The following is a 26,310-nucleotide window of genomic DNA, read 5'->3' on the forward strand; positions in this document are numbered from 1 at the left end:
CCGGGTGAGGTCCGCCCGGTGCCGGCCCCCGCGCCGGACCTCACCCGGCCCTCGCACGGCCTGACCCGCGCCACCCTGGGGGCTGCGCTCGTCGGCGGCGCAGGCGTCGCGATCCTCGACCGGACCGGCGCCGGCATCCCGATGCCGTTCGCCGTCGGCGCCGCCGTCGTCCTCGGCATCATCGCGCTGGGCATCCTCGCGGCGGGCCTGACCGGACGCCGTTCCGGCGGCCTCGCCCCGATCGCCTGGATCGTCGCGATCGTCGCCGTCAACGCCGTGGCGATCGGCAACGTCGACCCGCGGGCCGGTGACGTCACCTGGCGGCCGGCGTCCGTCACCGCCGCCGAGGCCGGGATCGACCGCGGTGCGGGCGACCTGCGGATCGACCTCACCGACCCCGCGATGCGGGCGGGCGCCACGGCGGCCGACCCCGTCGAGATGTCGGTCTCGGTCGGCGCCGGCCGGATCATCCTCACCGTGCCGACGGGCACCGCGACCCGGGTCGACGCCCAGGTCGGGCTCGGCGAGATCAACGACCGGGTGACGAACTCGACCCAGGGCGGCGGGCCCGGTGAGAACCGGCAGTTCGTCGTCGGCACCGGCGCGGTCACCACCGTCGTCCACGCGAAGGTCGGCCTCGGCGAGGTCCTCGTCGTCTCCCAGGGCACGGACGTGGCCCTCGGCGCGACCCCCACCACCACGGCCATGAGCGCTACGAGCACGGAGGCACTGCGATGAGCACCACCCCGAACGAGCCCGGAACCGGCGGGCTCGACCTGCCCGGCTCCTCGACCGCCCCGGCCGCACCGACGTACGGCCCGCTCGGCGGCGTCACCGCCCCGCGGCCGCTCGACCCGGACGCGCAGCGGCTCCTCGACGCCCGGCCCGCGGGGTACGGCGAGGAGGCCGGCGCGACGGCGGTCCTCACGACCACCGCCGCGGCGCCCGCCGGCCGCCGGACGCCCCGGGTCCGGACGATCGTCTTCGCGCTCGTGCTCCTCGCGGTCGCCGTCACGGTGATCGTCGCCGCGGTGACCGACGTGACCGTCGACGGCGGCGCCGTCCTGCTCGTCCTGCTCGTCGCCGCCGGGCTCGCCCTCCTCGGGGGCGGGCTCGCAGCGGCGGCGAAGGAGGCCCGCGGCGGGCCCGGCGCCTGACCTCCCGCACGACGCGCGCAACCCCGCGCACCGGCACCACCGCTCCGACGAGGCCCCGCAGCAGCACCGGCGATCCCGGTGCAACGCTGCGGGGCCTCGTGGTGCCGCGGCGGTCAGACCGTCGCGAGCGCCCGGGCGAGGACGGCGACGTCCGGCTGGTCGGCGAAGAGGCCGTCGATCCCGGCCCGCAGGAAGGTGACCTGCTCGTCGACGCCGCGGCCGAAGTCGGGCAGCGCGTCGCCGCGCCGGTAGTCCGCCGGCAGGAACGTGTTCTCGGCGCGGAACGTGTACGGGTGCACGAACAGGCCGGCCGCGTGCGCGTCGTCGACGAGCGTGCTCGGCGTCCCCAGGGTGCCGTCGGCGCGGCGCGGGATGACCTGGCTCTTGTCCGGGCCGATCCCGTCGGCGTAGCGCGCGACGCCGCGCAGCCCGGCGGGTGCGGCGAGCTCGGCGTAGGTCGGCCCCGAGCCGCGGGCGACCGTGTCGTACGGCGCACCGGACGCGCTGAGCAGCTGCGTGACCCGGGTCCGCAACCCCATGCGCCGCAACGACTCCAGGTTCGAGACCTCGAACGACTGGACGAGCACCGGCGCGTCCGCGCGGTTGAGGCCGTAGCGGCGCAGCGTCGCGAGCAGCGTCTCCTCCAGCGGCAGCCCGATCGCCCGGTGGTACGTCGGGTGCTTCGTCTCGGGGTAGACGGCCAGCTCGCGGTCGAGCTCGCGGGAGAGCCGGCGGCGCAGCTCGAGGAGCTCGACGAACGTCGGCACCTCGAAGAGCCCGTCGTACATCGTGTTCTCCTGGCGGACCTGCGGGATGCGTTCCTTGGCGCGCAACGTCTTCAGCTCGGCGAGGGTGAGGTCCTGCGTCCACCAGCCGGTCACCGTCACCCCGTCGAGGACGACGGTCCGGCGCCGGTCGGCGAACTCCGGGCGGTCCGCGACGTCCGTCGTGCCACCGATCTCCGGCTCGTGCCGGCAGACGAGGACGCCGTCCTTCGTCGCGACGAGGTCGGGCTCCATGACGTCCGCGCCCATCCGGGCGGCGAGCTCGTACGAGGCAAGGGTGTGCTCGGGGCGGTAGCCGGACGCGCCGCGGTGCCCGACGACGAGCGGCCTGCGGCGGGACCCGCCGGCACCCGCGGCCCGGCCGGGCGCCTGCGCGGGGACCGGGGCGACGACGGTCGCGGACGCGGACGGTGCGAGCGCCCCGGCGAGCGGGGCGGACACGACGGCACCGGCGAAGCCGGCGAGTGCTGCACGGCGGGTGGGCACGACGTCCTCCTCGTGGCCGCCGGCCCCGTGCCCGCGCGCCGGGACCACCGAACCGGCGCCGGGCGAACGCGACCGGTGCGCGTGGCGAGGCCGCGATGACACGCGGACGAACACCTGACGACCGGGCCCTACCCTGGCCGCGTGGACACCGCGGCCCCCCGGGACGACGACGCCCCCTGCCCCTGCGGCCGGGGCGGATCCTTCGGGGCGCTGACGTTCGCCCGCTGCTGCGGGCGGTGGACCGGCCCCGGCGCGCCGCCCGCCCCGGACGCCGAGAGCCTCATGCGCTCCCGGTACAGCGCGTACGTCCGCGGCGACGGCACCCACGTCACCGCGACGTGGGACCCGCTGACCCGGCCCGGCGACCTCGACCTCGACGGTGGCCCGCAGTGGCTCGGCCTCCAGGTCCTCGACGCCGGGGACGACGGCGTCGAGCAGGGTCACGCGGCCGCGCACGTCGAGTTCGTCGCGACGTACCGCGGCGCGGACGGCCGGGTGCACCGGATGCACGAGCGCAGCCGGTTCACCCGCCGCGGCGAGCGCTGGTTCTACGTCGACGGCGACGTCACGTGACCGCGCCGGGCCGGACCGGCAGCACGAACCCCTACCTCGACGTCCTGCGCGTCCCCGGGGCCGCCGCGTTCTGCGCCGCAGCGACGCTCGCCCGGCTGCCGATGGCGATGATCAGCCTCGGCGCGCTGCTCCTCGTCTCGACCTCGGGCCGGTCGTTCACCCTGGCCGGTCTCGTCTCCGGCGCCACCGCGCTCGGCCAGGCCGCGGGCTCCCCGCCGCTCGGCCGCCTCGTCGACCGGCTCGGGCAGACCCGCGTCCTCGGCCCGCAGGCGCTCGTCAACGCGACCCTGCTCGGCACCCTCGTCGTCGCGACCCGGGTCGGTGCCGCGGGCAGCGTCCTCGTCGCGGTCGCCGCCCTCGTCGGGGCGACGGCACCGCAGGTCGGCGCGCTCGCCCGGGCCCGCTGGGGGCGCCTGCTCGACGGCGACCCGCGGCTGGAGACCGCGCTCGCGCTCGAGGCGGTCATCGAGGAGGGCATCTTCGTCACCGGCCCGCTGCTCGTCGCGGGGTGCGTCGCGCTGCTCGGCCCGCCGGGGGCGCTGCTCGCCGCGGCCGGCACGACCGTCGTCGGCTCGGCGCTCTTCCTCGCGCAGCGCAGCACCGAGCCCGCACCGCACCCGCCGCGTGCGGACGGCGCCGCGCACCCGTCGGCGTTGCGCTCCCCCGGGCTCGTCGTGCTCGTCGCCGCGTTCACGGCGATGGGCGCGTGCTTCGGGTTCGTCGAGGTCGGTGTCGTCGCGCTCGCCGACGACGCCGGCCGGCCGGGCGCCGCCGGCCTCGTCCTCGGGCTGTGGACGCTGGGCAGCCTCGTCTCCGGCGTCGTCTACGGCGCTCGCGCCTGGACGACGGCACCGGCGCGGCGGCTCGCGCTCTCCGCGGTCGCGCTCGCCGCCGGGGCCCTGGCCGTCGCGGTCGCCGGGGCGACGACCTCGGGGACGACGGCCCTCGTGGCGGTCACCGCGGCCCTCGTCGTCGCCGGCGCGGCGAACGCCCCGACGATCATCACCGGCAACGCGCTCGTGCCGGACGTCGTCCCGGCCACCGCGACGACCGAGGCGTACACCTGGCTCAACGTGACGATCTTCGCCGGTGCGGCGGTCGGTGCGGCGGCCGGCGGCGCGGTCGCGGACCGCTCCGGCGCGGCCGGGTCGCTGGCCTGGGCGACGGTCGCCGCGGCGCTCACCGCCGTCGTCGCCGTCGTCGGCCGGGGCCGGCTCGTCAGGAGGACGTGAGCGCCTCGCGGCCGTGCGGCGTCGTCCAGCCGGCGAGGTCCGGGCCGACCGGGACGATCCGGGTCGGGTTGATCATCGGGTGCGTCGCGTAGTAGTGCCGCTTGATGTGCGCGAAGTCGACGGTCTCGCCGAACCCCTTGTGCTGGAACAGGTCCCGCGCGTAGGCCCAGAGCACCGGCATCTCGGTGAGCTTGCTCCGGTTGCACTTGAAGTGGCCGTGGTAGGCGGCGTCGAACCGGACGAGCGTCGTGAAGAGCCGGACGTCGGCCTCGGTGACGGCGTCGCCCATGAGGTAGCGCCGGCGCTCCAGGTGCTCCGACAGCGCGTCGAGCCGGGCGAAGAGCGTCGCGAACGCCGCCTCGTACGCCTCCTGGGTCGTCGCGAAGCCGCACCGGTAGACGCCGTTGTTCACCTCGCGGAAGACCACCTCGATCATCACGTCCATCTCCGCCCGGGCGGCCGGGTCGTCGGGCAGCAACCGCGGTGCGCCGGGGGCGTGATGGTCGACCCACTCGGTCGACAGGTCGAGGGTGATCTGCGGGTAGTCGTTCGTCACGACGAGCCCGGTGACGGTGTCGACGACCGCGGGCACCGTGACCCGCCCGGTGTACGCCGGGTCGGTCCGCGCGTAGACCTGCGCGAGGTGGGTGACCCCGAGCACCGGGTCGCGGCCGTCGGGGTCGAGGGTGAACGCCCAGCCGCTCTCGTCGCGGTACGGGTCGACGACGGCGAGCGAGATCGCGTCGTCGAGGCCGAGCAGCCGCCGGACGACGACGGAGCGGTGCGCCCACGGGCAGGCGAGCGAGACGACGAGCCGGTAGCGACCGGCCTCGACCGGCCAGCGGCCCTGGGCGTCCGGTCCCTCGCCCGGCGCAGAGTCGCTGTCCCGGGTGATCCGGTCGGTGAACCGGTTGCCCTGCCGGACGAACGCGCCGTCCTTCGCGGTCTCCGCGCCGAACTGGGCCTTCTGCACCGCATCGGTCGTCATCGCCCCACCCTACGATCGCGACCTCCGGACGCACAGGGCGACGGACATCGCCCTGTGCCTGCGGAGTCGGCGATCTCGGCAGCCGGGTCAGCGGGCCTGGAGGGCGTCCATCCCGACGGCCGCGGCGAGGACGAGCCGGCGGTCGAGCACGTGGCCGGTGTCCGGGCTGCAGTCGATCCGGTAGAAGTCGCGGAGCTTCCACGCCCGCCGGGTGTGGTGGACCAGCACCTGGTCGCCGCGGGTGAAGACGAAGTGGTACGGGATCGGCAGCCAGTCGGCGTAGTCGCCGACGACGGGCAGGAAGCCCACGAGGCGGCGGAAGATCGCCACCGGCAGGCTGCGCTCGGCCGCCTCGCACACCTGCTGGCCGTCGGCCCCGTAGAGGACGTACGTCGAGCGCAGGAGGCTGCGCGCGAACGCCTTCTGGATCTCGCCGATCTTCTCCCCGTTCGGGCCCGTGATGTCGTACCGGGCGGCCGGGTCGAAGCGCTGCCGGGCCTTGATCCGCAGCAGCTCGGTCGACTTCGACTCGTCGGTGTAGAAGCGGATGTCCTCCTTGAACTTGAACCGCTTCTGCTCGACGAACGCGATCACCTGGCCCGGCTCGCCCGAGGGGTCCGGCAGGGAGAAGTGGTACCGGTTGACGATCGGCGCCCACTTCTGCCGGAGGATGAAGTGGTCGTGCCGGTTCGGGTCGAAGCCCTCGGTCATGGTCCCTCTCCTGGTCCGCGATGATCGCCCGGAGACTACGCCGCCTGCCGGACGCCCCTGCGACGTCGTGCGGGGGCGCACCGTTCCCGGCGTCAGCCCAGCGCGTCGTACGCCGCCAGCGCCCGCTCGGCGGTGCCGAACCGGCCGGTGGCCGCGACCTCCCGCTCACGCAGCGCCGGGAACGTCGTGAGCACGTGCGCGAGGTCGTCCCGCGACCAGCCGAGCAGCCACGCGTGGACGGCGTCGAGGTCGGCGAGCGCGGCGACCCGGTCGGCGGCCACGACGTCCGCCGGACGCGCCGACGACGGGACCGCGACCCCGGCCGCCGCGAGCTCGGCCGCGAGCCCGCCGAGCGAGTCGTCCCACGCGTGCGCCGCCGCGAACCGGTCGAGCGCCCACGCCGCGAGCGTCCGCCCGGGGGCCCACGGCGCGGGGACGTCGTACGCCTCCGGCGGCGGCAGGGCGACCTGCTCGAGCTTGAAGAAGTTGAGGTTCGCGCCGGCGTGCTTCTGCCGGACGAGGTGGTCGACCGGCAGGCTCGCGAGCGCGGCGAGCAGCAGCGGCAGCCGGGGCGCGTCGAGCAGCGGCAGCGAGTTGCCGACCCCGGCGACGGGCAGCGCCGTCGGGATGAGCGTGCGCGGCGAGTCCGTCGTCGTGACGTTGCGGTAGCCGGCGAGCCAGCCGCGTCCGGCGAGGGCGCCGAACCGCTCCTCGACGAGGTCGCGAGGCACCCAGTACCGGTGGGCGGCGCGGCCGCCGCCGCGGTGGTCGAGCAGCCCGGCGTGCTTGGCCTCCCACAGCGGCACGAGCCCCGGGCCGGGGGCGGTCGCGAACCAGCGGGCGTCCCGGGTCATGTGCATCGAGGTCACGAGCCGGGCCTGCCACGGGCTGTCGACGACGCCGCCGTCGGCGCCGCGGCGCAGCAGCACCGGGAACCGGCGGTGCGCGGCGGTCACGAGGGCGGCGTCCCGCGCGGAGGTGCACAGCGGCGGCGTGCCGGTGTTCGGGTTGACGAGCCACGGGACGTCGGCGGCCAGCGCCCAGGCCTGCTCCCCGGCCGGCCGGGCGGGGTCCACGAGCCCGACGACGACCTCGGCGGGCGGCCGCTCCGGCTGCCCCGGCTGTGCCGCCTCGCCCCGGCCGGCGCCGGCCGGCCCGCACGCCCCCGACCGCAGGACGACGACGGCGACGCCGACCCGGCTGCTCACGTCCTCGAAGACGGGGGCGGCCTGGTCGAGCAGGTGGAGCCGCTCGAGCGCGCCCGCGTCGAGCAGCGCCCCGAGCAGCCGGGACGCCGACCGGTCCGCGGCGACCCCGGCCGGGACGACGACCCCGGCCCGGCCGTGCGGCGCGAGCAGCCGCCAGCACGTCTCGAGGAACGGCAGGTACGCGTTGATCTCGCCGGCCCCGGTGAGCGGGTGGCGGCCCGCCTCCCGCAGCCCGCGCGCGGACGCCGCCCGGTCCGCGCGCAGCGCCGTCGGCGGCCGGTGCTGCCAGTCCTTGCGGGTCACCTTGAGCCGCTCCCACGGCGGGTTCGCCACGACCGCGGTGAAGCCGCCGCGCCACCCGGTGAGCGGGTCGGCGGCCGCGGCCGGGTCGGCGAGCACCGCCGGGAACGCCTCGTGCCACGCGAGGCCGCCGGGGCCGGCCGCGGGCAGCAGCGGGGTGGCTCCCAGGAGGGCGTCGCCGAGGACGACGCGGGCCGCCAGGTCGGCCGGGGCGCACGCGGCGCCGGCCTCGACGGCGTCGACCGCGAGCACCGTCCGGGCGAGGTCGACCGCGACCGGGTCGTCGTCGACACCGTGCAGCGCGGCGGCCGCCGGCGCGGGCGGGACGCCGACCTCGACGAGCCGGGCGAACGCCGCCCGCAGCAGGGCCCCGCTGCCGCAGGCCGGGTCGACGACGGTCGGGGCGGCGTCCGGCCCGGAGGCCGGGAAGGCCGCCGGCAGGGCGTGCGCGGCGAGCACCGCGGCGAGCGCCGCCGGGGTGCCGAACGCCCCGCGGCGGCGGCGCTCGGCGATCCCGACCCTGGTCAGCGCGACGTCGCCGCCGTCGAGCACCGGCTCCAGGCACAGCAGCGCGCCGTAGCCGCTCGCGAGCGCGCGGACCGCCTCGGCGTCCCCGGCCCGCCAGGCGGTCGCGGCCGCGTGCCGGATCGCGGTGTCCCGCCAGGCGGCCGCGTCCTGCGCCATCGCGGGTCCCTCGGCGGCGAGCACCTGCGCCGCCGCGGCGGTGAGCAGCCCGGCCGCGTCGGTCACGGCAGGTGCTTCAGCGCGGCCCGGACGAGCCCGGTGACCTGTAGCCGGGGCAGGTCCGCGACCGGCCACCAGGCGGCCTCGACGGTGGAGCCGTCGACCTCGACGACACGGGGCTCGACGTCCGTCGGCACCTCGCCGTCGAAGACGACCCGGACGCCGTGGAAGTCCTCGGCCCGCCCGGAGGGCCCGCGACCGGTGAACCGGGTGCTGTCGACGTCGAGCAGCCCCCGCAGCCGGACGGGCAGCCCGGTCTCCTCGTGGACCTCGCGGACGGCGGCCTCGTGCGGCTGCTCGCCGTGGTCGATGCCGCCGCCGGGCAGCGTCCACAGCGAGGAGTTCCGCAGCCGGCTCAGCAGGACACGACCGTCGGCGTGGCACAGGGCGTAGGCCGCGGTCCGCTGCACCCGGGCGACCGCCTCGCCGTGGAGCGCGTCGAGGTCCGGGCCGGGGGCGACCGCGCCGCCCTCGGCGACGGCGACGGCGGGGTCACCGGCGGCCGGGCTGCCGAAGCCCTGGACGGCGTGCCCCGCGGTCGCGGCGGGGACGACGGTCGGCCGGGCGGGCGGGTGCGCGACGGGCATCGGCGGCACCGGCAGGCCGAGCGTGCGGGCGACGAACGGGACGACGGGCAGCGCGCCGGCACCCGTGAGCTCGCCGGGGCCGACGAGGCGGACGGCGTCGCTCGTGCCGTCCGGCTCCGGCCGTAGGCCTACGGCCCAGCCGGCCCCGGGGGTGGACGGCTCGTCGGCGTGCAGGTCGTAGAGGACCCGCAGCGTGTGGACGCGGACGCCTCGGTGCGGCAGGTCGATGACGTCGGAGACGACGTCCCGCAGGCCCGTGACCCGGACCGCGACCCCGGTCTCCTCGGCGACCTCGCGGGCCACGGCGTCCCGCGGGTGCTCACCGAAGTCGACACCGCCGCCGGGCAGGAACCAGGTTCCGGTGAGGTCGGACCGGTCGGACGCCCGGACGAGCACGACCCGGCCCTCGCCGTCCCGCAGCACGCCGTAGGCCGCCAGGCGCTGCACGTCCCGGCGTGGCGGCCGGTCCGGCGCGAGGTCCTGGCTGAGGTCGGGCGGCACGGCGGACGACGCTACCGCGTGCGGGCGGCCGCAGACGCTCGAGGGCGGGGAGGCGATGCCTCCCCGCCCTCCGACCCGGTCCACCTCGGGTCGCGTGCTCGGCCGGGTGAGCGGCCGAACCCGTTCGCAGATCCGTGACGATCTGCTGAGCCGTGACGAGGACGACGTTAGGCGCGGATCTTCGCGCGCACCCGGGACGTCGGTCCCCCGGACATAAGGTGAAGGCATGGGCGGGGAGGCGGGCACGGGCATCGGGACGCTGCATCGCTGGGCCCTCACGGGTTTCCGCCGGATGCCGCGCCGGCTGCGGGTCGCCGCGGTGCGGGTCGTCGCGCCGAGCCACACCGTCGGCGCCGTCTGCTTCGTCGAGCACGACGGCCGGATCCTCGTGCTGCGCCAGCACCACCGGCCCGGCTGGACGCTGCCCGGCGGGCTCGTCAACCGCGGCGAGAGCGCGGACCGGGCCGTCGTCCGGGAGCTGCGCGAGGAGACCGGGCTCGTCGTCGAGGTCGACCTGCCGATCGGGGTGGTCGTCGAGCCGCGGTCGCGCCGGGTCGACGTCGTCTTCCACGTCGCCTCGGACGCCGCCCACGAGGTCCGGCCGGGCAGCGAGGCGATCGAGGCCGCGTGGCTGCGCCCCGACGAGCTCGGCGCCATCGACGAGCCGACCGCGACGGTGCTCGACGTCCTGCGCCGCTGGCGCGAGGGCGATGCGCACTCGGGCCGGGTGCTCGGGCGGTGACGGACCGGCTCGCGGGCGTCGTCCTCGCGGCCGGTGAGGGCGCCCGGCTGCGGCCGCTCACGCTGCTGAGACCCAAGGCGCTCTGCCCGGTCGGCGGGGTGCCGCTGCTCGACCACGCGCTGGCCCGGGTGGCGCCCGCGGCCGGCAGCGGGCCCGGGCACCTGGCCGTCAACGCCCACCACGGTGCCGACCTCGTCGTCGCGCACGTCGGCGGCCGGGCGCACGTGTCGGTCGAGTCGCCGGAGGCGCTCGGCACCGCGGGCGCGCTGGGGGCGCTGCGGGACTGGGTCGACGGCCGCGACGTCCTCCTCACGAACGCCGACGCCTACCTGCCCGCGGGCCTGGGCGACCTCGCCGGCGGCTGGGACGGCGAGCGCTGCCGGCTGCTCTGCGTGCCCGTCGACGGCCGCCCGGACTTCACGGCGCCGGACGGCACCGGGCTGCGCTACGTCGGCGCCTGCCTGCTCCCGTGGGCCTTCGTCAAGGCCCTGGCGGCCGAGCCGACCGGGCTGTACGAGGTGCTCTGGGCGGCCCAGGACGCCCTCGGCCGCCTCGACCTCGTGACGACCGCCGGGCTCGGCCTGCCCGGCACCGTCGTCGACTGCGGGACGCCGGCGCAGTACCTCGCGGCCAACCTCGACGCGGTGCGCCGGGCCGGCGGCAGCGTCGTCGCACCCGGGGCCGTCGTGAGCGGCCGGGTCGAGGAGTCCGTCGTCGGCGCCGGTGCCCGGGTCGAGGGGGACGTCGTCCGCTGCGTCGTCTGGGACGGCGCGCACGTGGCGCCCGGGGAGCGGCTCGTCGACGCCGTCCGGGCCGTCGCCGCGGACGACTCCCGGATGACAGTCACCGGGGATACCGGCACACTCAGTTCCGATCAGTGACTGGGGGTGTGATGCCGGACGGGGACCTCGACGCGCTGGCGCTGCGGGCCAGCGGCGTCGGGCTCTGGTCGTTCGTCCCGGGCCGGTACACCGTGACGATCGACGACGTCACCGCCCGCCTCGTCGGCGCCGCCGAACCGGGCACGTTCCCGGTCGCCGATCTCATGGGCGCGCTGCACCCCGACGACCGCAAGGGCCTGTTCGCCGCGCTCGAGTCGGTCTCGCGGGCCTGCCAGCTCGCGCTGCGGGCCGGCGGTCCGCCGGGCGGACGGGGCGGCCGGGCCGGCCTCGGGGCGCTGCGCGACCTGCAGGTCCTCGAGGAGTTCCGGGTCCGCGACGACGACACCGTCCGCTGGGTCCGGCTGCGCGGCGGCGTCGTCCTCGACGGCACCGGCGGCGCCGTCGTCACCGGGGTCGCCGCCGACACGACCGCGCTGCGGACCTCCCGCGAGCGCACCGGCCGCACGCTCGCGCAGGTGAGTGACGGCGTCCTCATCCTCGAGCCGGACTGGACCGTCGCCTACGTCAACGACACCGCCGCCGCACTGCTCGGCCGGGCCGGCGCCGACCTCGTCGGCCGGCCGTTCTGGGTGGAGGTCCCCGAGGCCGAGGACTCCCCCGTCCACGTGAACTACCACTGGGCGATGGACCACCAGCGGCCGGTGACCTTCGAGACGCCGACGGTCGGTGGCTGGCTCGAGGTCCGGGCGCACCCGTCGATCGACGGGCTCACCGTCTACCTGCGCAGCGTCGAGGCCCGCCACGAGGCCGAGCGCGAGCGGGGCCGGATCGTCACCCGCCTCGAGCGGGCGCTGGCCCGCGGCCGGCAGCTGCTCGGGCTGACCCGTTCGCTCTCGACGGCGATGACCGTGCAGGACGTCGCGGACGCCGTGACGGCGAACGCGCGCCGGGCCCTCGGCACCGTCTTCGCCGGCATCGCCCTGGTCGAGAAGACCGGCCGGACCATGGAGTACGTGAGCATGAGCCCGCTGCCGGCGGAGACCGCCGCGGTGTGGTCGCGCTTCCCGCTGGACCGGTCGGCGCCCGTCTCGGACGCCGCCCGGCACGGCCGCCCGTACTTCCACGAGACGGTCGAGCAGGCCGTCGAGGACTTCCCCGACATCGGCCCGCACATGCGCACCGCGGGCACCGAGTCGATGGCGCACCTGCCGCTCGTGACCGGCAGCGGGTCCCGGCTCGGCACGCTCGCGCTGTCGTGGTCGACCGAGCACACGATGAGCGGCGAGGAGCGCGACTTCCTCGTCACCCTCGCGGGGCACACGGCGCAGGCGCTCGAACGGGCCCTGCTCTTCGAGCAGCAGCGGACGGTCGCCGACGCGCTCCAGCACGCCGTCCTGCCCGACCGGCTGCCGACCGTGCCCGGGGTGACGCTCGGCGCGGTCTTCGTGCCGGCGACCGGCGGCCACGAGGTCGGCGGCGACTGGTACGACGCGTTCGTCCTGCCGTCGGGCCGGCTCGGGCTCGCCGTCGGCGACGCCGCCGGGCACGGCCTGCCCGCGGCCCGGGTCATGAGCGGCCTGCGCAACGCCCTGCGCTCGTACGCCCTGCTCGGCGGCGGCCCCGGTGACGTCGTCGAGCGGCTCGACGCGTTCGTCGAGCAGTACGACCCCGACACGTTCGCGACGATCGCCTACCTCGAGCTCGACCCGGCCACCGGGGAGGGTGTGTGGTGCAGCGCCGGGCACCCGCCGCTGCTGCGGATCGCTCCCCCGGACGCCGCGGGGTCCGGCGAGCGCGCGACCTTCTTCGGGGACGACGTCGACCCGCCGGTCGGCTCGCTCCTGACCGCCGGGGCGCGTGAGCACCCGTTCCGCCTCGATCCCGGCGAGACCCTCGTGCTCTTCACCGACGGCCTCGTCGAGCGCCGCGACGACGACCTCGACCACGGTCTCGACCGGCTCATCGCGACGGCCGCGGCGGTGCCGCCCGAGCTGTCCCCGCCGGACCTCGTGCGCGCCATCTGCGACACCCTGCTCGCCGGCTCCGGGCCGACCGACGACGTGTGCCTGCTCGCCGTCCGCCGCGGCACCGCTGCCGCCGGCCGGCCGGAGGACGACCCGTCGGCGCCGGACGCCGTCGTCCGGCACGTCCTGCAGCCGGTCCCGAGCGCCGCGTACGTCGCCCGGTCGGTCGCCCGCGAGGCCCTGCGGTCGTGGGGCCTGACCGACCTCGTCGACACCGTCACCCTCGTCGTCAGCGAGCTCGTGACGAACGCGGTGACCCACGCCGGCGGCGAGGTCGCCCTCGAGCTGCGCCGCCTCGACGACGCCGTCCGGGTCAGCGTCACCGACACCAGCCCGGACACCCCCCAGCACCAGGACCCCGGCCCGCGCGAGGAGCACGGCCGCGGCGTCCACCTCGTCGACGTCCTCGCCGCCCGCTGGGGGACGACGGCGCTGCCCGACGGCAAGCGGGTGTGGGCCGAGCTCGACGTGCCGTGACGCCCGGCTCGCTGACATCGGTGGGGAACCCCCGGCGGCGCGTTGCCGCCGGGGTTACCCCACTCGTCGCTCCTGCGCGGCTCAACCACCGAGCGTGACGACGACCGGAGTCGTGCCGTCCCGCGTGACCTCGACCTCGAGCCTGTCGGCGTCGGGCAGCAGGGCGGCGTCCCGTCCGGCGTCGGTCCAGGAGCCGGACGGCGTCACGCGGTAGCGCAGGGCCGCACCGACGCTCGCCACCACCCAGCCCTGCCGTTCGGGGAGCCGGACGGCGACCGGCAGGGCTGCGTCCGGGTCGAGCACACCGCCGTCGACGAGGGCGGACGCCGTGACGTGCTCGGGGTCGGCGCCGGTGAGGACGCCGCCGACGACACGGGACGGGTCCGCGTCGACGGTGAGGGTGGCGACGACGTACGTGCGGCCGTCCGGGGTACGGCCGACGAGGCGGCCCGGCACGGAGCCGAAGGCCACGCCGCCGGGCCCGGTGCGATCCATCCGCGCGCTGACGAGGGCCTCGACCCAGCGCTCGCACGCCGACGCGTCGACGTCGCGGAGGCCGATCGGGAGGCACCGGGTCGTGCCCGCCCAGCGCACGGTCGCGGCCGACGCGACCCAGTTCGGCACGACCTGGTCGCTGCGGCGGTCCGGTCCGAGGCGTTGCACGTCGGGCCAGTCCCGGACGGGGGTGCGGGCCACCGCCACGAGCCGGGCGTCGCTCCCGTCCGGCAAGGAGAGGACGGTCGCGCCGTCGGAGAACGTCACCGGGGCCCAGTCCCGCACCGGGATGCCGTCGGGCCGGTAGGACCAGCGGCTCGACCACACGAGCGGCACGCCGGGATCGACGAGGAGCAACCGGCTGCGGGCCTCGTCGAGCCACACGCCCACCATGGCGCTACGGCGGGCCGGGTCGTCGCTCACCTGCTCGGACCGGGCTGCACGGTCCACAGCGAGCAGTGTCAGGTGGCCGCCCGGCCCGGTGGCCACGAAGCCGAGCAGGGTCCGCTCGCCGAGGTCAGCGGCGTCGAGGCCGGGGTGCGGGTGCAGGAACGCGCGCTGGGCGACCACTGCCGCAGGCCCGGTCTGGGTCTGACCGGCCCAGACGACGTGCGGCGTGCCCCGGAGGTCGTCGAACACCCCCAGCCGGCCGTCCGGGGACACCCTCCGGGCCGTCGCCCAGGCGGCGAACGCCTCGGTGCGCAGGCCGTCGTCACCGGCCAGCGCGCCACGCGCCGGGCCGTCGAGGAGCCGCGCGTAGGGGTCGACGTCCCGGGCCACGGGGGGCTGCGGGTCTGCCGTCGGCGCCGGAACCGGGACGAGCGAGCCGATGACCGGGACCCGGCGCACCGCGTCGGGGAAGGCGGCGACGGTGCCGCCGACGAGCACCGACGCCGCGACGAGGACGCCCCCGGTGCGCGCCACGGTCCGGGCGCGCAGCCGGCGACGACCGAGGGTGGCCGCCCGGGCCGCGAGCGCGGCGTCCGCCGCGGGACGGGCCGGGGCGGTGGCCGCCGCGAGATCCGCAGCGAGGTCCGCGCGCTCGGCGAGGGCGACGAGCGTGGTGACGAGAGGGTCGGGAGCGGTGCCGGTCATGAGCGCTGTCCTTCCGGGAGCCGGGCCACGTCGGGGTCGCCGTCCGGTGCGAGCGCCTCGCGCAGCCGCGCCAGGGCGCGCGCGTTCTGGCTCTTCACCGTGCCGACCGAGATGCCGAGGGCCTGGGCGGTCTGCGGTTCGCTGAGATCCTCGAGGTGGCGCAGGACGACGACCGCGCGCTGCCGGGCGGGCAGGGTCGCGAGCGCGTCGAGGAGCACCCGCCGGGCGAGGACGGCGTCCGTCGCGTCCGGCGGCGCCGTCCGGGCGTCGGCGCCGGGGTCGGCGTCGTCGTGGACGACGGCCACGCTCGTCTCCGGCCGCCGTCGGCGGTACCGCCAGCGCGACCGGCTGCCGTTGACGACGCTGCGCCGGGCGTAGGCATACGGGTCGGCGACCCGCGGCCAGGCCACGTAGAGCGCCACGAGCGCGTCCTGCACGAGGTCCTCGGCGACATGCGGGTCACCGGTGAGCAGGTAGGCGGTGCGTCGCAGGTGCGAGGCCGCGCCGGCGGCGAAGGGCTCGAAGCCCTCGCGACGGTCCACGGTGCCTCCAGAGGTCGCCGGCTCCGACGGCCGGGGTCACGTGTCCAGAGTCCGGCGGGGGCACGATGGTTGTCAGGCGTCCGCGGAAGCTGTCGCCGGAACGGCGGCGTCGCGGTCGTCGGGGCGACGGCCGCGGCACGTGTCGTTGCAGCCCGCTGCACGCTAGGGCTTGCAAGACCTCGCATCCACGGCTGCAGCAAGGGTGGGTGCAAGCTCGGGTCCGTGCTCGGGTCCTCCACCTCGTGATCGCGACCGCCCGGACCCGAGCATCGACCCGAGCTCGCGTCCGAGGAGAGGACGGCACCGTGACCGACTTCGTGCACGCAGCACCCCGCGTCGTGCCGTACGACCCCGCTTGGGCGGCGGCCTTCGCGGCGGAGGCCGCGCTCCTCGGTACCGCGCTGGCCGGCGTCCGGCACCGGGTCGAGCACATCGGCTCGACGGCCGTGCCCGGGCTGCCGGCCAAGCCCGTCGTCGACGTCATGGTCGGGCTGCCGGACGACGCCACGCTCGACGGCCGGTTCGCGCACGTCCGGACGGCGCTCGAAGGGCTCGGCTACGTCTGGGACCCACGTGCCCTGGCCGACGACCCGGGCCGGCACGTCTTCCGCAAGGGCCCCGAAGACCCGGCCGAGCTGCGCAGCCACCACCTGCACCTCACGGTCGAGGGCAGCGGGTACTGGCGGCGGATCATCGCGTTCCGCGACCGGCTGCGCGCCGACCCGGCGTCCGCCGCCGAGTACGCCGCCGTCAAGCGGCGGCTCCTGCAGACGTGCGGCGGTGACTCCCGCGCCTACACGCGCGGCAAGACGGACGTCGTCCGGCGGTTCGAGACCCCCGCCGACGACCTCTGACCCGCCGCTCCCGCTCGACCCGCCCCACAACAACGCGTGCTGCCGTCAGTGGGGTAGTCGCAGCGGCAGTCTGCCGTCGCAGCTTCCCCGCTAGCGCTTCCGCTGAGCCGTCACTCCCACTCGATGGTGCCCGGCGGCTTGCTCGTGACGTCGAGGACGACCCGGTTGACCTCGGGCACCTCGTTCGTGATCCGGGTGGAGATCCGCGCGAGGACGTCGTAGGGCAGCCGGGTCCAGTCGGCGGTCATGGCGTCCTCCGACGACACCGGCCGCAGCACGACGGGGTGACCGTAGGTGCGGCCGTCGCCCTGGACGCCGACCGACCGGACGTCGGCGAGGAGCACGACCGGGCACTGCCAGATCTCGGCGTCCAGGCCGGCCGCGGTGAGCTCGGCGCGGGCGATGAGGTCGGCGGCGCGCAGGGTCTCGAGCCGGTCGTGGGTGACCTCGCCGATGATCCGGATGCCGAGACCCGGGCCGGGGAACGGCTGGCGGCCGACGATCTCCTCGGGCAGGCCGAGCTCGCGGCCGACGGCGCGGACCTCATCCTTGAAGAGCGTCCGCAGCGGCTCGACGAGGTCGAACTGCAGGTCGTCGGGCAGGCCGCCGACGTTGTGGTGGCTCTTGATGTTCGCCGCACCCTCGCCGCCGCCGGACTCGACGACGTCCGGGTAGAGCGTGCCCTGGACGAGGAACTTCACCTCCTCGCCCGCCGCACCCGCCTCCTCGACGACCTCGCGCGCGGCCTGCTCGAAGACCCGGATGAACTCGCGGCCGATCGTCTTGCGCTTCTCCTCGGGGTCGATCTGCCCGGCGAGCGCGTCGAGGAAGCGCTTCTGCGCGTCGACGACCTTGAGCCGGACGCCGGTCGCGGCGACGAAGTCGCGCTCGACCTGCTCCGCCTCGCCCGCCCGGAGCAGGCCGTGGTCGACGAAGACGCACGTGAGCTGGTCGCCGACCGCACGCTGCACGAGCGCCGCCGCGACCGCGGAGTCGACGCCACCGGAGAGCCCGCAGATGACCCGGCCGCCGCCGATCTGCGCCTTGATCCGGGAGACCTGCTCGTCGATGACGTTGCCGGTCGTCCAGTCGGCGGCGATCCCCGCGCCGTTCAGGAGGAAGTTCGTCAGGACCTGCTGGCCGAACGTCGAGTGCTTGACCTCGGGGTGCCACTGGACGCCGAACAGGCGCCGGACAGGGTCCTCGAAGGCCGCGACCGGCGCGCCGGACGTCGTCGCGACGACCGAGAAGCCGTCGGGGGCCTTCTGCACCGAGTCGCCGTGGCTCATCCACACCGACTGCTGCGCGGGCTGCCCGTGGACGAGCACCGACCCGTCGGCCTCGACGTCGACGGACGTGCCGCCGTACTCGCGCAGGCCCGTCCGCGCGACCTCGCCGCCGAGTGCCCGGGCCATCGCCTGGAAGCCGTAGCAGATGCCGAGCACCGGGACGCCGGCCTCGAAGAGCGCCGCGTCGACCTGCGGGGCGCCGTCCGCGTAGACGCTCGCCGGCCCGCCGGAGAGGATGACCGCCGCCGGCCGCTTCGCGAGCATCGTCGCGACGGGCATCGTGTGCGGCACGATCTCGGAGTAGACGTTCGCCTCACGGACCCGGCGCGCGATGAGCTGCGCGTACTGCGCGCCGTAGTCGACGACGAGGACCGGGCGGTGCGACTCCTCCGCGAGCTCCTCGGCGGTGTGCCGCTCGGACGCCGGACCGGAGCCCGCGGGCCCGTCCGCGATGACGTCGTAGGGGGGCGTGTTCTCGGCGGGTGCGTCGGTCACCCGCCCAGCCTACTGACGCTGCGGGCGCCCCCGGCCGCGGCCGTGCACCCGGTACAGCCCGAAGAGGGCGGAGCCGCCGATCAGCAGGAACGCGAGGGCCCAGGCCCCCCGGGCCCGGCCGTCGACGAGCCGGGCGTCCTGCGGGTCGCCGGCCGCGTGCACCACGGTGACCCGCTCACCGGCCGGCAGCCACCGCAGCACATGGACCCGGACGCGCGTCGTGCCTGCGGGGGTGTCGATCTCGACCGCCTGCCTGGCCTCGTAGCGGCCCGGTGGGCCGGTGTCGGCGACGACGCCGGTGACGACGACCGGGTCGGCCCGGATCCGGGCCTCCTGCGAGATGGCCAGGCCCACGTAGGCCAGGGAGACCACGGCGACACCGGCCAGGACCCCGCGCAGCGGGAACGCCGTCTGCGCCGGAACGGTCGCTGCCGTCCGCCCTTCCCGCGTCGCCCCCGCGGGCAGGACCGGCGGCTGCTGCCCCGTCGCCACCGCCCGCAGGTGACCGGCGATCGCCCGGTGGACGGCAGGAGCGTCGTCCGTGTCGAGCGCCTCGGCCAGGGCCGCGACATCCGCCGCGGAGCCGGGTCCGCGGCCGACGAACAGCTCGGTCGTCGCCACGCCGCGCGGGTCCGTCACCAGCAGGAGCACGAGCCCCGGGGTGAGTGCGACGTCCGCCGCCGCCAGCTCGAACCGCTCGGACCGCCGCACCCCGCGGCGGCGCACGAGGACGGCACCGTCGAGCCAGACACGCGAGGCCGCGACGCTGACGCTGACGAGAATGAACCCGAGGTGGGCGCACCACCATGCGGCGCCCCCGAGCAGCGCGACGACCAAGGCCCAGCTGACGACGGACTCCCACCACGCCGGACCGAGACCGTCCCGGACGTCGGCCGCCGCCAGGTGCAGCAGGGACGCGACGAGCACCCCGCAGACCCCGAGGACACCGAGGCCGAACACGCACCCGGACCAGCCGCTCGCGCCGACCGCGATGCGGAGGCGTCGGCGCCGCGACCGGGTAGCTGCCACGCCGGGATCATCCCTCGTCAGCGGGCCGTCCGGGAGTCCCGGTCAACGCGCGGCGGCGCTCTCCCGCGCGAGCATCGGCTCGACCTGGTGCCGCACCCAGCGCTCGGCGACGAACGACATGAACGGGATCGTCCCGGCGAGGACGACGCCGACCATCCGCGGGAAGTTCAGCCGGGTCCGGAACCACAGGTCGACCGAGACGATGACGTAGATCAGGTAGAGCCAGCCGTGCGCGATCGGGATGAACGCGCCGGCCCCCGGGACGACCGCGCCGAGGCCGTCGGCGTCGAACAGCGGCTGGCCCGGGTCCTTCTGCACGGCCTGGAGGACGACGTGCAGCGTGAGAAGCAGCAGGAGGACACCCGTGGCGTACGCCATCACGCGGTACCGGGTCAGGGCGGCCTTCACAGGGTGGCTCCTTCGTGAGGGGTGGTCCGGTCGGAGGGTTCCGGGGCCGCCGGGTCCGGGTCGGCGGGGTCGCCGTCCGGGCCGGACGGCGGCAGCACGCCGAGGTGGTCGTCCCGGACAAGCCGCCACCACATGAAGATCCCGAAGCCCGCGAAGAGGAACCACTGCCCGGCGTAGGAGAGGTTGCGCAGGTCGATGCCGCCGGTGCCCTCGGGGACGGCGGGGACGCGCGCGGGCGCGGCGGTCTCGACGGGGACCGCGGTCGTCGTGCCGTCGGCGGCCGAGGCGGCGACGTAGTCGGTGAGGACGAGGTAGCCGGTGAGCAGCGGCCAGCGCCACAGCCCGATGAGCTCGGTGACGTCGACCCGCTCGACCTGGCCGGCGGGCAGCCCGCTCGTCTCGCCGGGGGCGCGGTCCGCGGGCGGCTCGGCGGGCCGCAGCACCCCCTGGACGGCGACCGGCCCGGTCGGGACGGCGGCCGCCGCGCCCGCGGGATCGGCCGCGTCCGGGACCCAGCCCCGGACGACGCCGACGGCGCTGCCGTCCTCGAGCACGAGCGGGGTGAGCACCCACAGCCCGGTCCGCCCCGAGAGCCGGCGCTCCGGCACGAGGAGCTGGTCGGCGGCCGAGTACGTGCCGACGGCGACGACGGGCCGGTCCGCGGCGAGGCCGGTGAAGGTCTGCCGGGCCTTGATGACGGTCCCGATCGGGACCGGGGGCTGCGTCGTCCGGGCGACGACGTTCTCGTCGGCGTTGTCGTGCGCGCGGTCCCACTGCCACTGCCCGAGCCGCGCCATCCCGGCGGCGGCCACGAGGACGACGACGAGGAGCGCCAGCCACCGGGGCTTGAGGGCGGTCCGCAGCACGGTTCACGGTAACCCGCCGGGCCCGGGCCTGTGACAGCGGGGCGGACGGCGGGTCAGCCGTTGCGGACCGTCGCCACGAACTCGCTGACCTCGGCGCGGAGCATCTCGGCGAGCTGCACGAGCCCGCCGCCGGTCTGGCCGCCCTCGACGGCGCTCGCGATGTCGTTGACCATCGTGTCCATCTCGCGGATCCGCTGCGTGACGGCCTCGAGGGCGGTGATCGCGTCGCCCGCGGCGGCGCTCACGGCGTCGACCCGGGACAGGATCGTGTCGGACGACGACGCCGCGGCGTCCGCGAGGCTCTTCACCTCTGCGGCCACGACCCGGAAGCCCTGGCCGGCCTCGCCCGCGCGGGCCGCCTCGATCGTCGCGTTGAGCGCGAGGAGCCGGGTCTGGGAGGCGATCTGGCTGATGAGGTCGACCGCGCGGCGGATGTCGTCCGAGCTCGTCCGCAGCTCCTCGACCGTGCCGGTGGCGCGCGAGGAGTCGTCGACGGCGTCCCGGGCGTACGTGACGACGCCCTCGGCGGTCGCGCCCATCTGCGTCGCGGCGGCCGCGACCTGCTCGCTCACGGCGAGGACCGTCGTCTCGAGCCGCTCGGCGAGCGCCCGGCGGGCGTCGGCTGCGCGCTCGATCTCCTCGTGCGCGCCGCGCATCGAGACCCGGCCGTTGTCGATGGTCACCGCCCCGGTGCGGAACGCGCCGTGCAGGCCGCCGGTGAGCAGCCGCCGGTCGTAGCGGCCGCCGCTGCTCGCGGCGATCGCGGCCGACGACTCGCGGATGTAGGCGTCGACGACGTCGAGGAGCGCGTTGACCGACGTCCGGGCCGCGGTGACGTCCGGGTCGGTGGCGGCGGCGCCCTCGAGCAGGGGCATGCGCTGCTCGAGGTCGCCCTCGGCGGCCCGCCGGCAGGCCTCGCCGAAGAAGCGCAGGGCCTCGCGCGCGGGGTCCGGGCCGGCGGCGGAGCGGTCGCTGTGGAAGAGGTTCACGGGGTGACCGTCCAGACCCATTCGTCGTAGGCGAGACCGGCGGACGCCAGCGTGCTGCCGAGCAGCGCCGTCGAGGCCGCGATGCCGTCGGCGGCCCGCGCGTGGCGCCGCTCCTCGGCGAGCAGCGCCGCGTAGACCGGGGTCACCGCGGCGATCGCGTCGCGGTGCGGGCTGCGCCGGTTGGAGTGGTAGCCGACGATCCGGCCCGACGCGTCGTACGAGGGCGTCACATGGGCGAAGACCCAGTAGTTGGCGCCGTCCGCCGCGAGGTTGTTCACGTAGGCGAAGATCTCCTGGCCGGCGGCGATCGTGTCCCAGAGCAGCTGGAAGACCGCCCGGGGCATGTCGGGGTGCCGGATGAGGTTGTGCGGCTGCCCGACCACGTCCTCCTCGCGCAGGGCGGCGATCCGGCAGAAGACGTCGTTGGCGTAGGTGATGACGCCCTTGGCGTCCGTCTTGCTCACGATGAGCTCGTCGGCGCCGAGACGTCGCTCGACCCCTGTCGGCGCGACCTTGGACCGGTGCATGCCGCCTCTTCCTCCGGACACCCGCTGCAGGCGGCCCGCAGGACCGCGGACCACCCCGTTCGAAGGGTGATCGGCGTCACCGGCCGGGTCCTGTAGGCCCTCAGGTCCCGACCTCGTCGGGGACGACGTCCCGGTGACGTTCCCATCCGGGCTACGGGCGCAGCAGCACCTTCGTGGCCCGGCGCTCGTGCATCGCGGTGTAGCCCTCGGCGACGTCGGCGAGCGGCAGCTCGAGGTCGAACACCCGGCCCGGGTCGATCGCCCCCGAGAGGACGTCGGGCAGCAGCTGCGGGATGTAGGCCCGGACGGGCGCCACCCCGCCGCCGACGGACACGTTGCGGCGGAACAGGTCGCGGACGTCGAGCTCGACGCCGTGCGGCACCCCGACGAAGCCCACCGACCCGCCGGGCCGCACGGTCGCGAGCGCCTGGTCCATCGAGTCCTTCGTGCCGACGCACTCCAGGACGCTGTCCGCCCCGATCCCGCCGAGGGCCGCGGCGACGGCGGCGCCGCCGTCCGCGCCCCGGGCCTCGACGACGTCCGTCGCGCCGAACGCGCGGGCCAGGTCCTGCCGGACGGCGTGGCGGCTCATCGCGACGACCCGCTCGGCGCCGAGCCGGCGCGCGGCGAGCACGCCGCAGAGCCCGACAGCGCCGTCCCCGACGACAGCGACCGTCGAGCCGGGCCCGACCCGGGCGGCGAGCGCCGCGTGGTGCCCGGTGCCCATGACGTCGGAGAGCGTGAGCAGCGAGGGCAGCAGCGCGGGGTCCACGCCGCCGGGGCCCTCGGCGCCCGACGACGGGACGGCGACGAGCGTGCCGTCGGCCTGCGGCACCCGGACGTACTCGCCCTGGCCGCCGTCGACGAGGACCCCGTCCCGGTCCTTGCCGCCGTAGCCGCCACCGGCCAGGCACGACGTCTGCAGGCTCCGCGCGCACATCGCGCACGTGCCGTCCGACCACAGGAACGGCGCGATGACGAGGTCGCCGACGCTCAGGGTCGTCACGGCCGGGCCGAGGTCCTCGACGACCCCGACGAACTCGTGGCCGATCCGGCGCTCGACGCCCTCGGGGGCGTCACCGCGGTACGGCCACAGGTCGGAGCCGCAGATGCACGACACGACGACGCGCACGAGGGCGTCCGTCGGGGCGACGACGCGGGGGTCGGGGGCGTCGACGAGGCGGATGTCGAAGGGGCCGTTGATCGTGGTCGCTCTCACGGCGCGATCCTGTCAGAGCTTCGGGTCGACGCCCGTCAGCTCGACGGACCGCTCCCAGAGCCAGAGCGCGTCGGCGTCGTTCCGTGCCGCGTCCGTCATGCCGACCAGCTTCGGGTGGCCCTTCTGCTCCATGAAGCCGTCGGGGCCGTAGTAGTCGCCGCTGCGCGCGGCCGGGTCACCGGCGGCGCGCAGCGAGGGCAGGGCGCCCGCGGCGGCGCTCTGGGCCATGAACCGCTCGGCGAAGCCCGTCACCCGGCCGATGATCCGGCTGTCCGCCGCTGGCCCGGACGCCGTGAGGTTCGTCCGCGCGTACCCGGGGTGCGCGGCGAGCGACAGGAGCGGCGCGGCCGCCGCGTCGGCCCGGCGCCGCAGCTCGCGCATGAAGAGCAGGTTCGCGAGCTTGGCCTGGGCGTAGGCCGACCACGGCGTGTACTTCTGCTCGCCCATGAGGTCGTCGCGGCGCAGCCGGCCCATCTTGTGGACGTTGCTCGCCACCGTGACGACCCGCGCCGGGCCGCCTGCGACCCCGCCGGTCGGGCCGGTCGCGAGCAGCGCGGGCAGCAGCAGCCCGGTGAGCGCGAAGTGCCCGAGGTGGTTCGTGCCGAGCTGCATCTCGAACCCGTCGGCCGTCGTCCGCCGCGGGATCGCCATGACGCCGGCGTTGTTCACGAGCAGCGCCAGCCCCTCGCCGAAGCTCTCGAGGACGCCGTCCGCGAACGCGTGCACCGAGGCCAGGCTCGCGAGGTCGAGGCTGCGCAGCTCGACCGCCGCGCCCGGCACCCGGACCCGGACCTGGCCGAGCGCCTCGTCGCCGCGCAGCGGGTCCCGGCAGGCGAGGACGACGTGCGCGCCGGCGCGGGCCAGCTCGACGGAGGTCTCCAGGCCCAGACCGGAGTTCGCCCCGGTGACGACGGCGGTGACGCCGGAGAGGTCGGGCAGGTCGGCGAGGGTCCACTTCGCGGTCACGAGATCCACTCTCGCACAGCGGTTCCGGCGTCACCCGTCCGGGCGGCGGCCCGGGTCACGGCCAGGGTCACGGCCAGGGGAAGCGGGTGGCCCGGGCGGCCTTGAGCAGGACGGTGAAGGTCTTCGCGAACCGCTCCGGACCCTGCCCGTAGAGCACGCCCATGCCCATGAGGCGCTGGACGGCGACCGACTGCGACTCGGTGAACCGCAGGATGCCCTCTCGGCCGTGCCGCCGGCCGACGCCGGACGCGCGCCGCCCGCCCATCGGTGCCGCCGAGCTCCCCCAGGTCGTCAGGTAGGCCTCGTTGACGCTCACGGTGCCGGCGACGACCTGCCGGGCGAGGCGCCGTCCGCGGTGCAGGTTGCTCGTCCAGACCGCACCGTTGAGCCCCATCTCGCCCTCGTTGACGAGGGCGAGCGCCTCGGCGTCCGAGGAGACCCGGTAGACCGACACGACCGGGCCGAACGTCTCCCCGGCGTAGCACGCGGCCTCGGGGGTCACCCGGTCGAGCACGGTCGGCTCGAAGAACCAGGGGCCGACGTCGGGGCGGGGCCGGCCGCCCGCGAGGACGACCGCGCCGTGCTCGACGGCGTTCTCGACGTGGGCGGTGATCTTCGCGAGCTGCGCGGCCGAGGTGAGGGCGCCGATGTCACCGCTGAAGTCGAGGCCCGCCGAGAGCCGCAGCCGGCGGACCCGGTCGACGAAGCGGTCGAGGAACGCCTCGGCGACCGCCTCGTGGAGCACGAGCCGCTCGATGCCGATGCACTGCTGGCCGGTGTTGTTGAAGCAGTCCCGGACGAGCGCCTCGGCGGCGCGGTCGAGGTCGGCGTCGTCCGCGACGTACGCGCCGTTCTTGCCGCCGAGCTCGAGCGAGGTGCCGATGAGCCGCTCCCCCGCCTGCCGGCCGACGACGCGGCCGGTCGGCGTCGAGCCCGTGAAGCAGATGTGGTCGACGGTGTCGACGACCGCGCCGCCCACGCCCGGGCCGTCGCCGAGCACGACCTGCAGGACGCCGTCCGGCAGCCCGGCCGCGGCGAGCAGGTCCGCCGCCCAGAGCGTCGTCAGCGCGGTCTGGTTGTCGGGCTTGACGACGACGGCGTTGCCCGCGAGGAGCGCGGGCATGATGTCGCCGAGGGAGAGCACGAGCGGGAAGTTCCACGGCGCGATGACCCCGACGACCCCCTTGGGGTGCTGCACCTGGGTGACCTGGGTGAGCACGGGCACGATGCCGCGGTAGGTCCGGTCCCGGAGGATCTTCGGGCCGCGGCGCGCCAGCCACCGGCAGTTCAGCGCGATGTCGGCGACCTCCTCGTACGCCGAGAGCCGGGTCTTGCCGGTCTCGAGCTGGACGATGTCGAGGATCTCCGACTGCCGGTCCAGGAGGAGGTCGTGCAGGCGCAGGAGGACCGCGGCGCGGTGTCGCGGCGTCCGGGCGGCCCAGCCGGGCTGCGCGGCCCTGGCCTGCGCGACGGCCCGGGCGACGTCCCGGGGGGTGGACTGCGGGAGCGCCGCCAGCGGTGCGCCGCTCAGCGGGGTGACGGTCGTGACGTGCGCGGCGTCGTCGGCGACGACCGCGCGCGAGGTCAGCCCGCGGACCCGGCCCGGGTCGAGGGCCCAGGTGGCTGTGGGGTCCGACTCGGGGTCGGCGACGATGCGCTCCGTGGACATGCGAGGAGCGTAGACATCGTCAACGCTCCTTGGCTACCCGCCGGTAACCCCCGATTTCGGCGGGCGCGGTCAGGACCGGCCGGGCGCCTGCTTCTGCTGGTCACGGGTCAGGAGCCGGGCGTGCAGACCGGCCGCGGCCGCCTGGACGACGTTCTCGGCGTCCTCGATCCAGGCCGCGAAGTCGAGGAGGTCGTCCGAGGTCAGCGTCTTGCCCTCGTGGACCTCGAGCGCCTCCGCCGGGACCTCGATCCGCTCGGCGACGACGCCGCCGAGGGTGAGCAGCCGGACGACCTCGTCACCCGCGGGCTTCTTGACCTGGGAGACGCACGAGGTGCAGTCGAACGAGTAGAAGGACCGGCTGCGCACCGCGTGGACCACGAGCCGGACCTGGTCCTTCGTGAGCTCCACGTCGCCGCAGGTCGGGCAGGCGGCCTTGATGATCGTCATCGGGATGTCCCCCCGTTCAGGTGGTGTGTCCCGACCTCCTTCGGCAGTACGGGTGAATCCCTT

Annotated in this window: 24 protein-coding genes and 1 pseudogene; 8 read left to right on the forward strand and 17 right to left on the reverse strand. The window is 76.2% G+C overall.

What is annotated here, in order from left to right:
* A pseudogene (locus EDJALFJO_RS16970) lies at positions 1-738 on the forward strand (cell wall-active antibiotics response protein); the annotation flags it as partial.
* Positions 735-1,157, forward strand: coding sequence for a hypothetical protein (locus tag EDJALFJO_RS16975; RefSeq protein ID WP_088287377.1), 423 nt, complete (start codon positions 735-737; stop codon positions 1,155-1,157). The pseudogene EDJALFJO_RS16970 and the gene EDJALFJO_RS16975, both read left to right, overlap by 4 nt.
* A gap of 113 nt (positions 1,158-1,270) precedes the next feature.
* Here the strand turns inward: EDJALFJO_RS16975 and EDJALFJO_RS16980 are convergent, their stop codons facing one another.
* Positions 1,271-2,428 carry a glycerophosphodiester phosphodiesterase gene (locus tag EDJALFJO_RS16980; RefSeq protein ID WP_088287446.1) on the reverse strand — a complete coding sequence of 386 codons (1,158 nt, stop codon included), beginning with the start codon at positions 2,426-2,428 and terminating at the stop codon, positions 1,271-1,273.
* 141 nt (positions 2,429-2,569) lie between these two features.
* Here EDJALFJO_RS16980 and EDJALFJO_RS16985 point away from each other — a divergent pair, with 141 nt between their 5' ends.
* Positions 2,570-3,001 carry a YchJ family protein gene (locus EDJALFJO_RS16985; RefSeq protein ID WP_088287379.1) on the forward strand — a complete coding sequence of 144 codons (432 nt, stop codon included), beginning with the start codon at positions 2,570-2,572 and terminating at the stop codon, positions 2,999-3,001.
* Positions 2,998-4,233: an MFS transporter gene (locus tag EDJALFJO_RS16990; protein WP_088287381.1), complete on the forward strand. Its 1,236-nt coding sequence runs from the start codon at positions 2,998-3,000 to the stop codon at positions 4,231-4,233. The genes EDJALFJO_RS16985 and EDJALFJO_RS16990 overlap by 4 nt, the downstream gene beginning before the upstream one ends.
* Here EDJALFJO_RS16990 and EDJALFJO_RS16995 read toward each other — a convergent pair.
* The 4 genes from EDJALFJO_RS16995 to EDJALFJO_RS17010 form a co-directional block, all read right to left on the reverse strand.
* The gene (locus tag EDJALFJO_RS16995) at positions 4,220-5,206 is read right to left on the reverse strand and encodes a glutathione S-transferase C-terminal domain-containing protein (protein WP_088287448.1); all 987 of its coding nucleotides are present in this window, start codon (positions 5,204-5,206) and stop codon (positions 4,220-4,222) included. The genes EDJALFJO_RS16990 and EDJALFJO_RS16995 overlap by 14 nt on opposite strands.
* 102 nt (positions 5,207-5,308) lie before the next feature.
* Complete coding sequence (locus EDJALFJO_RS17000; RefSeq protein ID WP_088287383.1) at positions 5,309-5,932, reverse strand: hypothetical protein; 624 nt, start codon at positions 5,930-5,932, stop codon at positions 5,309-5,311.
* A gap of 92 nt (positions 5,933-6,024) precedes the next feature.
* Positions 6,025-8,190 (reverse strand): hypothetical protein, encoded by a 2,166-nt coding sequence (locus EDJALFJO_RS17005; RefSeq protein ID WP_088287385.1) that lies wholly within the window; start codon positions 8,188-8,190, stop codon positions 6,025-6,027.
* Positions 8,187-9,272: an NUDIX domain-containing protein gene (locus EDJALFJO_RS17010; RefSeq protein ID WP_198950385.1), complete on the reverse strand. Its 1,086-nt coding sequence runs from the start codon at positions 9,270-9,272 to the stop codon at positions 8,187-8,189. Before EDJALFJO_RS17010 ends, EDJALFJO_RS17005 begins: the two co-directional genes overlap by 4 nt.
* Before the next feature lie 226 nt (positions 9,273-9,498).
* On the opposite strand from EDJALFJO_RS17010, the gene EDJALFJO_RS17015 reads away from it, so the two are divergent.
* The 3 genes from EDJALFJO_RS17015 to EDJALFJO_RS17025 are packed head-to-tail and all read left to right on the forward strand — an operon-like array spanning position 9,499 to position 13,357.
* Positions 9,499-10,014: an NUDIX hydrolase gene (locus EDJALFJO_RS17015; protein WP_088287389.1), complete on the forward strand. Its 516-nt coding sequence runs from the start codon at positions 9,499-9,501 to the stop codon at positions 10,012-10,014.
* A complete protein-coding gene (locus tag EDJALFJO_RS17020) occupies positions 10,011-10,895 on the forward strand; it encodes an NTP transferase domain-containing protein (RefSeq protein ID WP_088287391.1) in 885 nt (294 codons plus the stop codon). The genes EDJALFJO_RS17015 and EDJALFJO_RS17020 overlap by 4 nt, the downstream gene beginning before the upstream one ends.
* A gap of 11 nt (positions 10,896-10,906) precedes the next feature.
* A complete protein-coding gene (locus tag EDJALFJO_RS17025) occupies positions 10,907-13,357 on the forward strand; it encodes a SpoIIE family protein phosphatase (protein WP_143448625.1) in 2,451 nt (816 codons plus the stop codon).
* An 81-nt stretch (positions 13,358-13,438) separates the two neighbouring features.
* Here the strand turns inward: EDJALFJO_RS17025 and EDJALFJO_RS17030 are convergent, their stop codons facing one another.
* Positions 13,439-14,947: a hypothetical protein gene (locus tag EDJALFJO_RS17030; RefSeq protein ID WP_088287395.1), complete on the reverse strand. Its 1,509-nt coding sequence runs from the start codon at positions 14,945-14,947 to the stop codon at positions 13,439-13,441.
* Entirely contained in the window at positions 14,944-15,489 is a 546-nt protein-coding gene (locus EDJALFJO_RS17035; RefSeq protein WP_088287397.1) for a SigE family RNA polymerase sigma factor, read from the reverse strand. The genes EDJALFJO_RS17030 and EDJALFJO_RS17035 overlap by 4 nt, the downstream gene beginning before the upstream one ends.
* A 305-nt stretch (positions 15,490-15,794) precedes the next feature.
* Here EDJALFJO_RS17035 and EDJALFJO_RS17040 point away from each other — a divergent pair, with 305 nt between their 5' ends.
* On the forward strand, positions 15,795-16,343 hold the full coding sequence (locus EDJALFJO_RS17040) for a GrpB family protein (protein WP_158220467.1): 549 nt from the start codon (positions 15,795-15,797) through the stop codon (positions 16,341-16,343).
* Between the two features lie 110 nt (positions 16,344-16,453).
* On the opposite strand, the gene guaA is transcribed toward EDJALFJO_RS17040, so the two are convergent.
* The 10 genes from guaA to EDJALFJO_RS17090 form a co-directional block, all read right to left on the reverse strand.
* Positions 16,454-18,127: a glutamine-hydrolyzing GMP synthase gene (gene guaA, locus EDJALFJO_RS17045; protein ID WP_233149906.1), complete on the reverse strand. Its 1,674-nt coding sequence runs from the start codon at positions 18,125-18,127 to the stop codon at positions 16,454-16,456.
* A 9-nt stretch (positions 18,128-18,136) separates the two neighbouring features.
* Complete coding sequence (locus EDJALFJO_RS17050) at positions 18,137-19,156, reverse strand: hypothetical protein (RefSeq protein WP_088287401.1); 1,020 nt, start codon at positions 19,154-19,156, stop codon at positions 18,137-18,139.
* A gap of 42 nt (positions 19,157-19,198) precedes the next feature.
* Positions 19,199-19,564, reverse strand: a complete 366-nt coding sequence (locus EDJALFJO_RS17055; protein WP_088287403.1) for a DUF3817 domain-containing protein — start codon at positions 19,562-19,564, stop codon at positions 19,199-19,201.
* A complete protein-coding gene (locus EDJALFJO_RS17060; RefSeq protein WP_088287405.1) occupies positions 19,561-20,430 on the reverse strand; it encodes an SURF1 family protein in 870 nt (289 codons plus the stop codon). Before EDJALFJO_RS17060 ends, EDJALFJO_RS17055 begins: the two co-directional genes overlap by 4 nt.
* Before the next feature lie 53 nt (positions 20,431-20,483).
* Positions 20,484-21,419 carry a methyl-accepting chemotaxis protein gene (locus tag EDJALFJO_RS17065; protein ID WP_198950386.1) on the reverse strand — a complete coding sequence of 312 codons (936 nt, stop codon included), beginning with the start codon at positions 21,417-21,419 and terminating at the stop codon, positions 20,484-20,486.
* Positions 21,416-21,946, reverse strand: a complete 531-nt coding sequence (locus EDJALFJO_RS17070) for a PAS domain-containing protein (protein ID WP_088287410.1) — start codon at positions 21,944-21,946, stop codon at positions 21,416-21,418. Before EDJALFJO_RS17070 ends, EDJALFJO_RS17065 begins: the two co-directional genes overlap by 4 nt.
* Positions 21,947-22,097: 151 nt before the next feature.
* Complete coding sequence (locus EDJALFJO_RS17075) at positions 22,098-23,165, reverse strand: alcohol dehydrogenase catalytic domain-containing protein (protein ID WP_088287413.1); 1,068 nt, start codon at positions 23,163-23,165, stop codon at positions 22,098-22,100.
* 12 nt (positions 23,166-23,177) lie between these two features.
* Positions 23,178-24,131 carry an oxidoreductase gene (locus EDJALFJO_RS17080; RefSeq protein ID WP_088287415.1) on the reverse strand — a complete coding sequence of 318 codons (954 nt, stop codon included), beginning with the start codon at positions 24,129-24,131 and terminating at the stop codon, positions 23,178-23,180.
* Between the two features lie 67 nt (positions 24,132-24,198).
* Positions 24,199-25,800 (reverse strand): succinic semialdehyde dehydrogenase, encoded by a 1,602-nt coding sequence (locus EDJALFJO_RS17085; protein ID WP_088287417.1) that lies wholly within the window; start codon positions 25,798-25,800, stop codon positions 24,199-24,201.
* A gap of 69 nt (positions 25,801-25,869) precedes the next feature.
* Positions 25,870-26,247, reverse strand: a complete 378-nt coding sequence (locus EDJALFJO_RS17090; RefSeq protein ID WP_088287419.1) for a hypothetical protein — start codon at positions 26,245-26,247, stop codon at positions 25,870-25,872.
* Positions 26,248-26,310 lie beyond the last annotated feature (63 nt).

Source organism: Kineosporia sp. A_224 (genome assembly GCF_002198655.1).
In the GTDB taxonomy this organism is placed as follows: domain Bacteria; phylum Actinomycetota; class Actinomycetes; order Actinomycetales; family Kineosporiaceae; genus R-H-3.

Excerpts from the sequence above, each read along its gene's own strand:
- EDJALFJO_RS16975 (WP_088287377.1), top strand. The coding sequence starts at position 735 with ATGAGCACCACCCCGAACGAGCCCGGAACCGGCGGGCTCGACCTGCCC.
- EDJALFJO_RS17000 (WP_088287383.1), bottom strand. The coding sequence starts at position 5,932 with ATGACCGAGGGCTTCGACCCGAACCGGCACGACCACTTCATCCTCCGG.
- EDJALFJO_RS17015 (WP_088287389.1), top strand. The coding sequence starts at position 9,499 with ATGGGCGGGGAGGCGGGCACGGGCATCGGGACGCTGCATCGCTGGGCC.
- EDJALFJO_RS17025 (WP_143448625.1), top strand. The coding sequence starts at position 10,907 with ATGCCGGACGGGGACCTCGACGCGCTGGCGCTGCGGGCCAGCGGCGTC.
- EDJALFJO_RS17030 (WP_088287395.1), bottom strand. The coding sequence starts at position 14,947 with ATGACCGGCACCGCTCCCGACCCTCTCGTCACCACGCTCGTCGCCCTC.
- EDJALFJO_RS17070 (WP_088287410.1), bottom strand. The coding sequence starts at position 21,946 with ATGCACCGGTCCAAGGTCGCGCCGACAGGGGTCGAGCGACGTCTCGGC.
- EDJALFJO_RS17085 (WP_088287417.1), bottom strand. The coding sequence starts at position 25,800 with ATGTCCACGGAGCGCATCGTCGCCGACCCCGAGTCGGACCCCACAGCC.
- EDJALFJO_RS17090 (WP_088287419.1), bottom strand. The coding sequence starts at position 26,247 with ATGACGATCATCAAGGCCGCCTGCCCGACCTGCGGCGACGTGGAGCTC.